The 14,077-nt window shown below is 62.1% G+C and carries 9 protein-coding genes and 1 tRNA gene; 3 read left to right on the forward strand and 7 right to left on the reverse strand.

Annotated elements, in window-relative coordinates:
• Window positions 1–45: 45 nt before the first annotated feature.
• The gene (locus tag NKJ37_RS14885; RefSeq protein ID WP_023809167.1) at window positions 46–1,659 is read left to right on the forward strand and encodes a caspase family protein; all 1,614 of its coding nucleotides are present in this window, start codon (window positions 46–48) and stop codon (window positions 1,657–1,659) included.
• A 37-nt stretch (window positions 1,660–1,696) separates the two neighbouring features.
• Here NKJ37_RS14885 and NKJ37_RS14890 read toward each other — a convergent pair whose 3' ends face one another.
• The gene (locus NKJ37_RS14890) at window positions 1,697–2,233 is read right to left on the reverse strand and encodes an OmpA family protein (RefSeq protein WP_352440784.1); all 537 of its coding nucleotides are present in this window, start codon (window positions 2,231–2,233) and stop codon (window positions 1,697–1,699) included.
• A 161-nt stretch (window positions 2,234–2,394) separates the two neighbouring features.
• On the opposite strand from NKJ37_RS14890, the gene NKJ37_RS14895 reads away from it, so the two are divergent.
• A complete protein-coding gene (locus NKJ37_RS14895) occupies window positions 2,395–3,024 on the forward strand; it encodes a DUF6931 family protein (protein WP_245273063.1) in 630 nt (209 codons plus the stop codon).
• Here NKJ37_RS14895 and NKJ37_RS14900 read toward each other — a convergent pair.
• The 6 genes from NKJ37_RS14900 to NKJ37_RS14925 all read right to left on the reverse strand — a co-directional run bounded on the left by NKJ37_RS14900 (window position 3,006) and on the right by NKJ37_RS14925 (window position 9,826).
• Window positions 3,006–4,250: a caspase family protein gene (locus NKJ37_RS14900; protein ID WP_352440785.1), complete on the reverse strand. Its 1,245-nt coding sequence runs from the start codon at window positions 4,248–4,250 to the stop codon at window positions 3,006–3,008. The genes NKJ37_RS14895 and NKJ37_RS14900 overlap by 19 nt on opposite strands.
• Before the next feature lie 7 nt (window positions 4,251–4,257).
• The gene (locus NKJ37_RS14905) at window positions 4,258–5,364 is read right to left on the reverse strand and encodes an OmpA family protein (protein ID WP_023809170.1); all 1,107 of its coding nucleotides are present in this window, start codon (window positions 5,362–5,364) and stop codon (window positions 4,258–4,260) included.
• A 186-nt stretch (window positions 5,365–5,550) separates the two neighbouring features.
• Window positions 5,551–5,850 (reverse strand): hypothetical protein, encoded by a 300-nt coding sequence (locus NKJ37_RS14910; protein ID WP_245273064.1) that lies wholly within the window; start codon window positions 5,848–5,850, stop codon window positions 5,551–5,553.
• 17 nt (window positions 5,851–5,867) lie between these two features.
• A complete protein-coding gene (locus NKJ37_RS14915) occupies window positions 5,868–8,417 on the reverse strand; it encodes a caspase family protein (protein WP_023809172.1) in 2,550 nt (849 codons plus the stop codon).
• A 515-nt stretch (window positions 8,418–8,932) separates the two neighbouring features.
• Window positions 8,933–9,009 (reverse strand) — tRNA-His (locus tag NKJ37_RS14920).
• Between the two features lie 358 nt (window positions 9,010–9,367).
• Complete coding sequence (locus NKJ37_RS14925; RefSeq protein WP_013530255.1) at window positions 9,368–9,826, reverse strand: phasin; 459 nt, start codon at window positions 9,824–9,826, stop codon at window positions 9,368–9,370.
• Window positions 9,827–10,073: 247 nt separating this feature from the next.
• On the opposite strand from NKJ37_RS14925, the gene NKJ37_RS14930 reads away from it, so the two are divergent.
• Window positions 10,074–13,823 carry a PAS domain S-box protein gene (locus tag NKJ37_RS14930; protein ID WP_352774201.1) on the forward strand — a complete coding sequence of 1,250 codons (3,750 nt, stop codon included), beginning with the start codon at window positions 10,074–10,076 and terminating at the stop codon, window positions 13,821–13,823.
• The last annotated feature ends 254 nt before the right edge of the window (window positions 13,824–14,077 follow it).

Consider the following 14,077-nt stretch of genomic DNA (forward strand, 5'->3'; position numbering starts at 1 on the left):
TGCGCAGACATCAACAGTGCGCCCTGCTGGGCGGAGGGCTGGTCCATGAAAGCGTTCATCGTATTTCTGAGCGGATTTCTCCTTTTTATCCTTGCCGCGTTCAGCGCTGAGGCAGCCGCGCCCGACGCCAAGCGCGTCGCACTGGTCATCGGCAACAGCAAGTATGTTCATGCTGTCGCTTTGCCCAACCCCGCCAACGACGCGCACCTCATCGCCTCCACGCTGCGCAATGCCGGCTTCGAGGTGATCGAGGGGATGGATCAGGACAATGCCGGCATGCACAGCCTCATCAGCCGGTTCACAGAGCAGTCTTACGATGCCGACCTCGCCGTCATCTTTTATGCCGGGCACGGCATGCAGGTCGACGGCAAGAATTTCCTGATACCGGTCGACGCCGAGTTGACGTCGCCGGCCTATCTCAAGACCCGCACCATTCAGGTCGAAGACTTCCTGGCGGCGCTGCCGCCTGATCCGGCGGTCGGCGTCATCATACTCGATGCCTGCCGCGACAATCCACTCGCCAGGACGTTGGCCGCCTCGCTGCCGAAGTCGCGTTCGTTGGGGTCCGGTCTGGCACCGATCGAAGCAAGATCGGACGGCGTAGGCACGGGCGGCATCCTGATCGCCTATGCAACGGATCCGGGCGCCATCGCTTTCGACGGCAACGGCGTCAACAGCCCTTACTCCACGGCGCTCGCCAGGCACCTGACCGAACCCGGCATTGAGATCCAGAGCGCGCTGACGCGCGTGCGCGGCGAAGTGACCGAGACGACGCAAGGTCGCCAGAGGCCTTGGCACAACGCGTCGCTGGGGCGCGAGGTCTTCATTGGAAAACCCGTTGTCGTGGCGGCGCCTGAAGCACAGCCTGCCAATGCCGGGGCGGCAACCGCCCCCACGCTGGTGGTTGGTGACCCGCCTTCCTGGGAAGTCGAGCAGCGGCTCTGGGATGAAGCCTCCAAGCGCAACTCGGTGCCGTTCTACGAGGCCTATCTCGAGCAGTTCCCAAACGGCCGCTTCGCCACGGTGGCGCGGCTGAACATCGACGAATTGAACGACCCGGAAGCCCAGAACCGGCAGGTCGCGGCACTCGATACGGACCAGGCGAACGCCAGTTCCGGCTCCGCAGTGCGCACCTCGGTCGGCGTCCCCGACGAGGTGAAGCAAACACCGGGCACCGAGTTGACGGAAAATGCCATTGGCCTCGACCGCCAGGGTCGCATCGACTTGCAATTGCGCATCGAAGCGTTGGGCAACGAGCTTGGCCGCGTCGACGGAAACATAGGCCCACAGACCCGCCAGGCGATCGGTATCTGGCAGGTGGAGAACGGCCTGCCGCAGACCAGCTATCTGACACGCGAGCAACTTGCATTCCTCGTGATCCAGACTGATCCGATGATGGAAACCGTGCGCGCCAGATATGCTGCCGATCAGGCCCGTGCGACGCAGCCGAAAAAACAGGTGGTAAAGAAGGTCCGCACGCAGAGACCGGTGGCACAGAAACCCCGCAAACAACAGCAGGTTGTTCAGAAGCGGCGCAACCGGGACACAGTGGTGCGGCAGGATGATGATCTTCCGCCGCCCCGGGATAACAACGACTTCCTCACCAAGGCGCTGATCTTCGGCACCGGTGTGGCTGTGGGCGGCGTGCTCAAGAACTGACCGCCGGCGTTCCTGGAACAGTGGCACGCGGTAGGTGCTATTGCGTCTTTATCCGCATTTCCACGCGGCGGTTAGCCGGATCGTACGGGTTGGGGCTGCGCGGATTCTTTTCGCCCATGCCGATCGGGTTGATGCGGGCGGCCTCGACACCATTGGCCGTCAGGAAGGCTGCCACCGATTGCGCTCGCCGTTGCGACAGGCCCTCGTTGTAGTGGACCGTGCCGGTGGCATCGGTGTAGCCTTCGACAACGAAGTTGAATGTGCTCAGCCGCCTGTCCTTCAGGGCCTTGGCGAACTCGTCGAGTTCACTGCGCGCTGTCGCGTCGAGTTCGGCCGAATCCAACCCGAAATTGATCAGCATATCGAGGCTGGATTTTTCGGCCGGCGCGTCTTTTGCCTTGGTCTTGCTGTTGCACTCTTCCTCGGTTCCTACACAAATTCCTCGCGACTTGCCGAGGTCGGCGGCGCCGGCAAAAAACTTCACGATGTCTTCTGATTTCTGAACAGGGTCGGCGGAAGCGTGAGTCGAGAAAAACACGACTGCCAACACCAAGGCTGAACTGCCCCACTGCATAGCGGTTACTCCTGTTTGAGCATCCGATTTCGATGGTGGTGATCATACCAAATTCCGGGGCAATTGTCTGTCGATAAACGCCAGGGGATGCGGCGGTGCCGGCAGTTGTTGCAGCGTCACCGGTTGAGACTTGACCCGCGCCGCGCCTGGGGCTTGAGTGGTTGGAGCTTCTCGATGAAGGCGTGGCGGTCATGGCCAATGAGCTCCGATTCAAAACGGCACAGGATCTCTTCATGGCTTGTCCCGCTATTGCCCGGGACATGAGAGCCCTTCCAACCGAACAGCAATCGATCGAGTTTTGCCGCGACCTGCTCGCCGGGCGCGTTCCCGAAGAGGCGATCACGTTCTGTGCCTACCTGCTTCCCGACCGGGCTGCGGTCTGGTGGGCGCATGAATGCCTGAGCCATCTGAGCGAGTTGCTCGATGGAACTGATCACGAGTTGCTCGCCTATGTTCGCGACTGGGTCGGTGAACCGGACAGCCATCGCCCCGCGGTGAGCCAGGCAGAGGCAACGCCGCCAACAACGCCGGGAGCCTGGATTGCCCGGGCGGCGGGATGGCGTGACAATGGTTCCTTTATTGTCGGATCTGTTGTCGGCGCAGAAGCACCATCGGCCTTGCAGCCGTTTCCTGCCGCCCATGCAATCAATGCGGGTGTTCTGGCCGGGCTGGCGCGTGTCGCACTGGTGGACCGCTTTGCCGTTCTTTCCGCGTTTGTCGAAATGGGCATCCAGATGGCCGAGATCGAGGCCCTGCGCCAATCGGCGGATGCTTACTTGCAGCCACCTTGAGCCCATTTGGCAAGCGCCACCTTGAAGCGCGTTCCAAGTGGATGTTGCAGGCGCAAAACAGAAGCATCGTTGGTGGCGAAATTTTTCGCCTGTTCGCATAGCCGTGCCTCGTCCCATTCATGGCAGCCGTCGCAATGTTTGTCCTCCCATACCGACTTGTCCAATCCCTCCACCGGGCTGAACAGGGGTTTGCCCTTGATCAGCTGGGCGATGCTCTTGCCATCGATTGCCGGATCACCGAAATCGATCGGATGGTCGAAAAAGATCGGATCGTCCGAAGCCAGCCTGGGGATCTTCTGACGCAGCACATCGAGCGCAAGCTGGTCGTCACTTTGGCCTGATGCGCCTGCAGCGCCGGTGTTGCTTGCGTCGGAGCCGCCTTCGGTTGGAGGTGCGCTCGCCTCGCCCACGATCAACGGCGCATTGAGATCGACCTTGTGCAGAACGACATCCGTTTTCAGCGAAACGTTGATCCAGGGACGCTGCTTGCCGGAGGTTGCCTTGAAGACGTCGCTGGTGACCCTGTTCATGGCGTCGGTGATGGAGACGTTGGATTCGCCGATACGCTTGAGGAGCGCCGAGGTGAAAGGCGAATGTTCGCCCGACCCGTCATAGGCAAGTTGATTGGGACTGGCGGCGAAAGCGACGAGCGTGCCGGTGCCACCATTCTCTACCGGGATCTCGGCAAGGCCGCTGCTGGCGCCGTTGACGCCCGCGGTCTTGGCCAGCACCTCGGCGAGGGGATTGTCGCGGCAAGCGTCGAGAAACACCAGACTGATGCTGGTCTCTCGCGACATCTGGCGCAAAACGAAATCAACCGACACGGCTTCGAAGTCGACGGAGGTTTCATCTTCCAGCGCAGCGTCGACTGGAAGCAGATAGTTCTTGCCCGAAACCTGCAGGCCGTGGCCGGCATAGAAAAACAGCGCGATGTCGGCACCGCGCACCTGTTTCGCGAACTGCACGATCGTCGCCTGTGTCTGCAGCTTGGTCAGGTCGAAGCCGGAAACGACCTCAAAATCGAGTTTCTTCAAGCGTTCGGCCATGGCCTGGGCGTCGCGCACCGGATTGGCGAGCGGCGCCGCGTGCTGGTACTGGGAATTGCCCAGAACCAGCGCGATGCGGCGCTCGGCACTGGCGGCTGTTACAGTCAAAAGCAAGGCAAGCGCGGCAAGCCCGGCGGCACGAAAGAGGCCACCGCAACAGGCGATCAGATCGGACCTCACCGGAACCTCAGTTCACGGGCTTGGTGGCGGAAAACTCGATCCGCCGATTGAGCGCCTTGTTCTTCGGCGTATCGTTGGCGGCAACCGGCCGCTCCTCGCCATAGCCGGCGGCGCTGACCTGATTGCGCGGAATACCCTCGGCAATCAAGGCGTCGGCAACCGCGTGGGCGCGCCGCTCCGACAACTGCTTGTTTGCGTCCGGCGATCCATCGGAATCGGTATAGCCGGAGATCTCGACCTTCAGGCTTGGGCATTTGCCAACGACACCTTCGACCTCCGTCAGCAATGGGCGGCTTTTCGCATCGAGCCGCGCGCTGGCCGGCCGGAAGTAGATGGCGCCGGTGCGTGAGAGCACGGCAAACCTGTTCAAGCATTCCTCATCGCTGAAGTTCGCCTTGGCGGCGTCGGTGGCAACGGGACCTACATCGGTCGAACTCGCCGCGGCGGTCTGGGTTGCAGCGGGCTTGCTGCCGTCGGCGGTGAAGACGAAATCGAACGACACCGACGCGGTGGGCACGATGTTGGTGACGTTGGCCGCCTGCTGGAGTTTGTCCACGTTCGGCAGCAAGCCGAAATCCTCCACGTGAACCGCGACGGGAGCTTCCGAAGCAACGGAGACCATGTCGTCACTGATCATGGTGACGACGATGCTGGCCTCGAGGTCCTTGTCGACGCCGTGCAGATTGAGACGGAAAGGCAGCGTCGACTTCACCCTGCGTTTTGTCGCGAGATCGGCGAATGCGGCGGGATCCACATTGGCCGTCAGCTCGGCCGTCGGGTATTTGAATGTCTCGAAAAACAGGAAGCGCATGCGGACATTGCGCAGGTCGACGCCGGTATCGACCGAATTGAGGTCGAAGGTGACCTTGGCATCACCCGCCGAGCTGAGCGTGCCGGTGATGTTCCTGATCTTGTTTGTCTCGACGATCGTGTTTTTCTTCACCGACTGGTAGGTGATCACCGAAGCCGTGGGATCAAGCGTCCAGTTCGGCGCTGCGTTGGCGGCTTGCGATGCGAGTAGCAGCAAGCCGGAAAGCGCGACGATCAGGCCAAGACCTCGTGTGGCGGGGCCTTTCAGCCTCGTCTTCCACCAGAATGCGACGACTTCGAACATGGAACGCCCCCTGACCAGGACCACCGTATCGACACGACACCTGGCGAGAGCATAGAGCACTTGCGGCTGGTTGGCGAGCAGTTGCAGCCGGTCTTCCGGTCAAGGTCCGGGGGCAGAGTTGGCGTGTCAAATGGTGGCAGGCGGCCTCGGCGAGCGGTGCCGCGAAACCCTGACCTGCTGTTAGCATTATCCCCAGCCGCCGCCTCCGCCACCAGTGCCACCGGTGCCGCCATTGCCGCCGCCCAAAGGTGGAACGACGACAGGTGCGGTTTCCTCAGTCGGTTCGACGAGTTTCTTGGCGATAGCCTTCTTCTGCCTGGTGATCTTTGGCGTGGTCGTCGTGCGAATGAGCTTCGGCCTGTGCTTTGTCGTCGTCACCGTCGGTTCGGCCTTGGGCGCGGGCGCAACGGACATGCAGCCCGCTACTGCCACCAGAGCGCCGGATAGAACTGTGGCGATCAATGCCTGCTTCACTGCCCTGCCCACGATTGCCTCCTCACTGATCAAAACAAGTCCCGACGCGGATTGGCTTGCTCCCAGACCGCTCTGGCCGCATTGACCAGTTGGTCGTCAAGCGAGCCCTTCGCCGGGATCTTCGACTTGAGTTCGCCACGCAATTGCTTGAGCGCGGCCGTTTTCGTCTTCACTTCGAATTTCGTCAGCGTCGTCTGGGCACCCGGCAATTCCTTGCGAAGATCAAGCGCGACCGCAAAGGCCAGATAGCGCACCGCTATCGTCTGGTCGGCATTGGCGCCCTTCTGCATTTCGAGCGCTGCGCGATCATATGCGCCGGACTGATCGCCGCGTGCCGTGGCCAACTCGAACAGTCTTTGCGCTTCGTCGAGGTTTTGCTCGACACCAACGCCATCCCGGTACATGCGCGCAAGGCTGGCCGGAGCGTAGGGCTGGCCTAGATCCATAGCCTTCTGGAATAGCCCCTGCGCCTGCTTGGGGTCCTTTTCGACACCCACGCCGGCCAGGTAGTTACGGCCGAGAAGGTTCATAGAATACATGTCCTGTCGCTGGACGCCGGCCTCCAGGAAGGCAACTGCACGGGCCGGGTCGGCGGTCACGCCGTTGCGGCCTTCCGTGAAGATCGCGGCGAGATCGTTCATGGCATAGGTGTGCCCCATCGCGGCCGCCTTGAGCAGCAGGTCCAGACCTTTGGCGGTATCAGGCTTGACGCCATAGCCATTGAACAAGGCGCGGCCCCACGACGTCATGCCGTAGGGATCGCCCTTGTCGGATGCCGCGGCGTAAAGCGCGTTGGCCTGCGTGCGGTCGATGACCAGACCGGTTCCCGTCGCATACATGTAGCCGAGTTCGAACACAGCACGCACATGTCCCTTCTTGGCGGCCTCCTCGATGGCTGTCTTCGCTTCCTCGACCTTGCCAGTTGCGAGCAGCGCGCGCCCCAGTTCGTAGCGGAAGCGTGGGACATCGGGATAAGCCTTCACAGCGGCTTCGCAAACCTCCACGGCGCCGGCGCCGATTTCGTTCGGCAGCAGGCCGGGAACGACGCCTTGCAGGTCCAGAGGCTCGCCGGCGGCGGAGTCGCACGGATCGACGGTTGGCGACAGTTTCATCGTGGCGGGCTTGGACGAACTGCTGTCCGCACGGATTTCGAAGCCGACCTCGACCGGCGCGGCTACGCCGATCTGAGGTTCGTAGCGCAGGCGGTCGACTTCAGCGGCCATCAGGCTGGACTGAGGTGACAGGGTTCTGTCGGGGAGCGAAAGGGTTCCTGTCGCGGGATATGCCGAAACTTTGAGACTGACCGCGGGATCGTCGGTCGGGAAATCCAGGTTAAGCGCAACCGGGCCCACGCCAACGGGAACATCAATGTCACGGTTTTCGATCGCCTCGGCGGCACCTGTGATATGAATGCCGCGCTCCACCACCTGTTGCTTTTGCTCGGCCGCGAGCGAGGCCATGACCTGTTCGCCATGGGCGCCTTCGCCGCTTTTGACCCGGAACACCAGGATGCCCTGGCTTTGACCGCCCCAATTGTCATGCGTGGCGTAGGCCAGCATATCCACCTCGTCCTGCGCGTCGACCCCCTTGGGCACATCCATCTGCAAACGCGGCAGGTCCTTGCCCTGGATCGGTTCGCCAACCTCGACAGGTTCGCCGTCCAGCATGAGGCGGCCGAGAGCAGGTGGTCTCTCGATGCTCACGGTGATCGTTCCGCCGTCGACATCGACCGGTTCCGGCAGGCCGAGATCGACTGGGCCCACTCCCGACAACACGATTTTCTCCAGCACCGGCGGCAGCGAGGGGCGGTTGCTGCGGCGCATCAGCACCACTTCGTCGATCAGCGACGAGTTCTCCCAGGGAACCTGCAGGCCTTTTGTTGCCTCCACCACATCCCGGCGCACCGCCGCCATGACCGTGCGGATCTCCTGGTTCGGGGCCAGCGCGCGACGGGAAAACGCCGCCGAAAACGGACTGAGGTCGCCGCTGCCGTCATAGGCCGCCGCCCCAGGCTCGGTGGCAAAGGCAATGAGCGTGTTCAGCGAGCTTCTGACCTGCGCGAGCCCGGCGTTGCCGGAGGTGATAAGCTGGTCTCTCAGCCAGTAATTCTTGCGCGGGAACGGATTGTTGCGGCAGGCATCGAGGACGATCACCTGGATCTTCGATTTCGAACGCATCTGTTCCAGGACATCGTTGAGCTTGATGGCCTGGACCTCGATGTCCGCCGCCTGCTTCAACGAGGCATCGACGGGAATCAGGAAGTTTTCGCCGCCGATCTGGAAACCGTGACCGGAATAGTAGACGACGGCGAGGTCGGCGCCATCGATCGCGGCAAGATAATTGCGGAACTGCTCTTCGAACTGCAGCTTGGTGAGATTGCTTGCAACGAAAACTTCGAACCCTGCCAGTCGAAACGTCTTGGAGACGTCCTCGGCATCCTTGACCGGGTTCTTCAGCGCCGGGAATTGCCGGTAGTCGGAATTGCCGATCACCAGGGCGACCCGTCGATCGGCCGACGCATCGAAGGTCGTAAGGGCCGCTACGAAGAAGACCGCGATGAATCCGCAAAGTCGGAGCATGGCCTGTTTCCACCGTCGCTACCTGATGACCACAAGCCCCCAAGGTTGCGGTATCAAGGCTGTTAAAGAGCTCACAATCAGCCGAGACAGGAACAGAAAACAAAAAACCGTCGCGACAGCAGGCACTTTCCCATCCGATCAGGATCTAAATTACCTCAGAGCCGAGCCATCCGCAATGAGTGTCAAACGGCGCCGGCATGGCTGTCTGGATCCGACGCACCCGCCAAGTCCCAATCCAACGACGGGTGCGCCTGATGCCATCCATCGGCTCCCACGGTGGACGGGAAGCGGTCCACCGAAGCCTTTCCGGTTCGATTTTCTTCGCCAAGAATCCTGCGGTTTCCGACAATGATCATCGCGTGTCGCAAAAAAGCTTTTTGGTATCAATCACTTCGCGTCGCTTCCGAGCGCACCCAGTTCCTATTTGTGATACACATTGTGAGACCTACTGTGATACAAATTATGTCCCAAAGGTAAACTTTTACAATAAATTCAATTACTTACTGGAAAACCGATGGTACCGTTGGCTGGGATCGAACCAGCGACCTCCGGATCCACAATCCGGCGCTCTAACCATCTGAGCTACAACGGCACGTTGCCCGAGCGGATCGAAACAGAAACTCATCCGCCCGCTCTGTCGTTCGGCGATGCGTCCTTACGGGCTTATGGATTCTAATTCAAGGCTTTTGGAAAGCAAAGGTCACTTCCCCACATCGACGCGGCATTTGCCTGGCAAGAAGACCAGGCGCCGGACAAAGAAAAAGGCCGGCGGGAGGAGGTGCCGGCCTTTTCCTGTTACGAGCCAGCGGGAGGAGGTGCTGGCTGGTCACCCCGGGGAGCAGAGGGAGGAGGTTCCACTCACCGGGTATTCCTTGATGGCTGCCATCATACACCCGATCGTTTTTAAGAAAATGCGACCTTTTGTTGCATCTTCCGATCATGCGCAAATGTTAGGCAACCTTGATTTCCTTCATCGCCTTCTCGAAGGCGGTCTTGATCGGCTTGGAGACGTCCTCGGCCGCCTTGGAGGCAACGGCCTGGAAGTCCTTGGCCTGCTCGACGGTCGATTCGACGCGCTTGCGCAGGAAGGCGGTCTGCAGCTCGACGACTTCCGACAGCGACTTGGCGCCGATCAGGGCCTCGAGGTGGGAAAAACCGGCCTCGGCATTGGCACGCAAAGCGGAGATGGTCTTGAGCGACAGGTCGTTGGAAACGGTCTTGGCGGTCTCGTAGGTCGACTCCAGAGCCTTCTGGGTCTCCTCGGCGCCGGTCTTCAGCTTGGCGTAGGCCTCTTTCGACTGCTCAACGCCCTTTTCGGCGAAAGCGCGGATCTGGTCGGTGGCCTTGGAAGCGTCGAAGCTCGGGAATTCAACGTTTTCGATCGTCTCGGCGGTCTTGGTCCTGGACATTTTCCATCCTTTTCAGCGGCAGCGGCTTTGACAGAAAGCCGTCTCGTTCATGTATGATGGCAATATAAAGGCAAATTTTGTGCATTGCAATATCTTTGTTGCAGTGCACCATAAATTTCTTTGGGCCGTTAACCAAGAGCCCAGATTCCGGCCTTTGCACGTTCTGGCTTGTGGACCTTCGCGCCTCCGGCTTTTATTAACAAAGCGTTAACTGCAAAATCGCCGCTCCGTGAGGTCCGCCAAGCGCATGCCGTCCGAATACTCCTTCCTCGATGTCGCCGTGCTCGACGCGGTCCGCCAGCGCTTTGCGGCAGGCGACGCGATCGCGATCCTGTCGGCGGATCTGGAGCAGGTGATCTGGGCCAACGGGCCAGGAGCCGCGATGTTCGGGTATCCCGACATCGAGGCGATCATCGGCGCCTCGGCGCAGTTGCCCGTGATCGCCAGGCGCCAGATCATGGCGACCAGCGGATTTCCCGAGATTGGCAGTGACCGCGCCATCATGGTGCGGCTGGCGACCGGAATGACCAGCCGCGCCGTCGGCTTCCTGGCCAGTGCGGTGACCATGCCGGACGCCGAAAAGGCGATCATGCTGGCAGTCCCGGCGGCTCAGACCGGGTCACGCAATGCCAGCGAAATCGCCGCGCGCGCCATTAGCGGCTTCACCGAGGATGGTCATTTCATCGCCTTTGTCGATGCCAGGGGCAGCGTCGAGGCGGCCTCGGAAGGATTTTCGGCACTGGGCATCCTGCCGGAGACGCTGGCGGCACTGGTTGCCGACGTCGCAGCCGAGAGCGACCGCATCGTCAAGCGCCTTGTCCCCGGCGGCACGGCCTCCTATCCGGCTGGGCTGGCAAGATTAACCGAGGAGCGGCATCTGCTGGTGGTGATCGACGAGGACCAGCTCGACGACACCGCCCCCGCGGGCGAACATCCTAGGCAAACCATTGCCGAGGGGGCACCTGCTGGCGATGCGGCTTCCCAGCCGGAACAGGGTCGCCAGACATTGACCGACGAACCAGGCGCCGCGTTGCCGACCGAGGACGTCGCCGGATCGCGGCCGCATGCGATCGCCGACGCGACCGTACAGACGCCGACAGCGGCCAATAGCGATCAGCCGGCATTGGAGCGCACGCCGGCGCAGCACGACCATTGGTACTTCAACGCCGGCGAGGACGGAGGGCAACAGGCGCCGCGACCCGCCGCGCCCGGACCTGAAGCTCCGGCCGAACCGGCGGCCCTGGAAATCCAGTCCACTTCCGCGGCCACGCCGACGACCGTCTCGGCGATGGACCGCGCCGCGGCGCCGGTGCGTTTCGTCTGGCGCACCGATGCCGAAGGCAAGTTCAGCGCGCTGTCGCCGGAATTCGCCGACATCGTTGGCAAGCCGGCGGCCGACGTGATCGGCCGCCGCTTCAGGGATGTCGCCGCTACATTCGGTCTCGACCCCTCCGGCGAGATATCGGGGCTCCTCGAACGGCGCGATACCTGGTCCGGGCGCTCCGTGCTGTGGCCGGTCGTCGGCACCGATCTGAAGATACCGGTCGACCTGGCGGCGCTGCCTGTCTATGGCCGCAGCCGCGCCTTCGAGGGTTTCCGCGGCTTCGGCGTCGCCCGCGCCAGCGACGCGGTCGTCGATCCGGAGGCCATCGGTATGGCGCTGGTGCCCAATGGCCAGGCCGCGGCGACGCCGGAACCGCCGAACGCCGAAGAGCCCAAGGCCGAGGACACGCAGGCATCGGATCCGTTCAAGGGCGAGGTGCCGGCGTTGACTATCGTGCCGAAACAGGAGCGGCGCTTTGCCGACAAGGTGATCCGGCTCGCCGAACATCGCCAGCCAGCCAACGACAAGGGTCTGTCGACCCTGGAACGCAGCGCGTTCCGCGAAATCGGCGAGCGGCTGAAGAAGGATAGCGCTCCGGTCGAGCCGCCAGAGGCTGAGACTGCGGAGGCGTCGACAGCGGAGGCCGAGGCTCCGCTCAAGGTGTCCGGCGATCCGATGCACAGCGGCGTCATCCCTGCGTCAGGGCCAGAGAACGAACCGGTCGAGCCATCCGATGTCGATGCCGAAGACGAGCAGGATCTGGCACGGCTTGACGGTCACGCGGACGAAGCCCCTCGTGACGCACGCTCGGGGATGAATGTGACGGGCTCGTTGCTCGACTATGCCGGCCAAGATGACGAACGTGGCCCCGCGGCGGCGGAACCAGAGAACACCGCTGCCGTTTCGCCCGGCGAAGAGCCTGAAGCCACTGACGCGACACATGATGGCCTCGATGACGACAGCATGACGTCAGCGGATTTTCGCGATGCCGAAGACAGTGAGGATTGGGCGCAGCCCGACGAGGAAGCCGCGCCGCCCGACGAGCAGGCGGTTGCCGAGGAAGTCGTCAATGCAGGCGACGCTGCGGAAATACGCGTCGAGCGCCCTCGCCTGCAGGTTCCGCCGCTCAAGGCCGAAGGGTTCGTGCCGTCGGCGTTTTCCGCCGGAGATGAACACAAGGCTCCGGACACGTCGCTGCTCGGCAAGCTCCCCGTGCCGCTGCTCATCCATTCCGGGGACCAGTTGCATTATGCGAATGAGGAATTCCTCAGCCTGACCGGCTACGAGGCGCTTGACGATCTGGCGGATGCGGGCGGCCTCGGCGCGTTGTTTGCCGACCCCTATGCCGATGACGGCGTTTCCGACGGCACCGATCGCGCGTTGCGGTTGAAAACACGTGACGGACAGGAATTCCCGATCGAGGCCATTTTGCGCTCGGTTCCCTGGCGCGACGGCAAGGCGCTGATGCTGGTCGTGCGACGCTCCGGCGAGGATGATGCGCCGGCGAGCCTGCATGTCGTTGGCGACGAGCAGACGCAGCCGGATATTTCCGAGCTCAAGGCGCGCATCGCCGAGATGCGCACCATTATCGACACCGCCACCGACGGCGTCGTGCTGATCGGCCGTGACGGCACCATCCGATCGATCAGCCGGCCGGCCGAAGCACTGTTCGGCTTCGACAGCGACGATGTGACCGGCAAGCCGTTCGCCTCGCTGTTTGCGATCGAAAGCCAGCGCGCGGCACGCGACTATCTCAATGGGCTGTCCGAGCCCGGCGTGGCGAGTGTCATGAACGACGGCCGCGAGGTGATCGGGCGCGAATCGCAAGGACGCTTCATTCCGCTGTTCATGACCATCGGCCGGCTGCCCAACGACAGCGGCTTCTGCGCCGTCGTTCGCGACATCACGCAGTGGAAGCGGGCCGAAGAGGACTTGACGCAGGCACGTGCGGTGGCCGAGCGCGCGTCCTCGCAGAAGACCGATTTTCTGGCCCGCATCAGCCACGAGATCCGCACCCCGCTCAATGCCATCATCGGTTTTTCGGAATTGATGGTCGACGAGAAATTCGGACCTGTCGCCAACGACCGCTACCGCGACTATCTGCGCGATATCAACCGCTCGGGCAATCATGTGCTCGACCTGGTCAACGACCTTCTCGACATCTCCAAGATCGAGGCTGGCCAGCAGGAGATGGCCTATGAGGCGGTGTCGCTCAACGACACGCTGGCCGAAACGGTGGCGATGATGCAGCCGCAGGCCAACCGCGAACGGGTCATCATCCGCTCCAGCTTCGCTTCGCGGCTGCCGGAAGTGGTGGCGGACCTGCGCAGCGTGCGCCAGATCGCGCTCAACATCCTGTCGAATGCCATCCGCTACACCCAGGCCGGCGGCCAGGTGATCGTCTCGACCGCCTATGAGACGTCGGGCGACGTCGTCATGCGGGTGCGCGACACCGGCATCGGCATGAGCCATGCCGAGATCGAGCAGGCGCTGAAGCCGTTCAAGCAGATCAACGCCCTGAAGCGCGGACGCGGCGACGGGACCGGGCTTGGACTGCCGTTGACCAAAGCGATGGTGGAAGCCAACCGTGCCCGGTTCACCATCAATTCGACACCGGGCGAAGGCACCCTGGTCGAGGTGGCTTTTCCGTCGACCCGTGTGCTCGCGGAATAGGTCAGCCCTCTACGGTCCCGATAAAAAGAAAAGGCGCCCAAAGGACGCCTTAAGAGATGGGATTGCTGTCACAACGGGGGCTTGAGCGAATTCGGATCCTCGGGGCTGAGGAACGGGATTTCTCCCTCAAGTTACGTGCGACTATCGACGCCGGACCTTAACAACTCCTTACCGGGGCGCCGGAAAATTTACGAATGTGTACCACTCATGAAATCTAGGTAAATTCCAGCGAGATATTTCGTTAACCATGCCGG

Source organism: Mesorhizobium sp. M0140 (genome assembly GCF_040322475.1).
GTDB lineage: Bacteria > Pseudomonadota > Alphaproteobacteria > Rhizobiales > Rhizobiaceae > Mesorhizobium.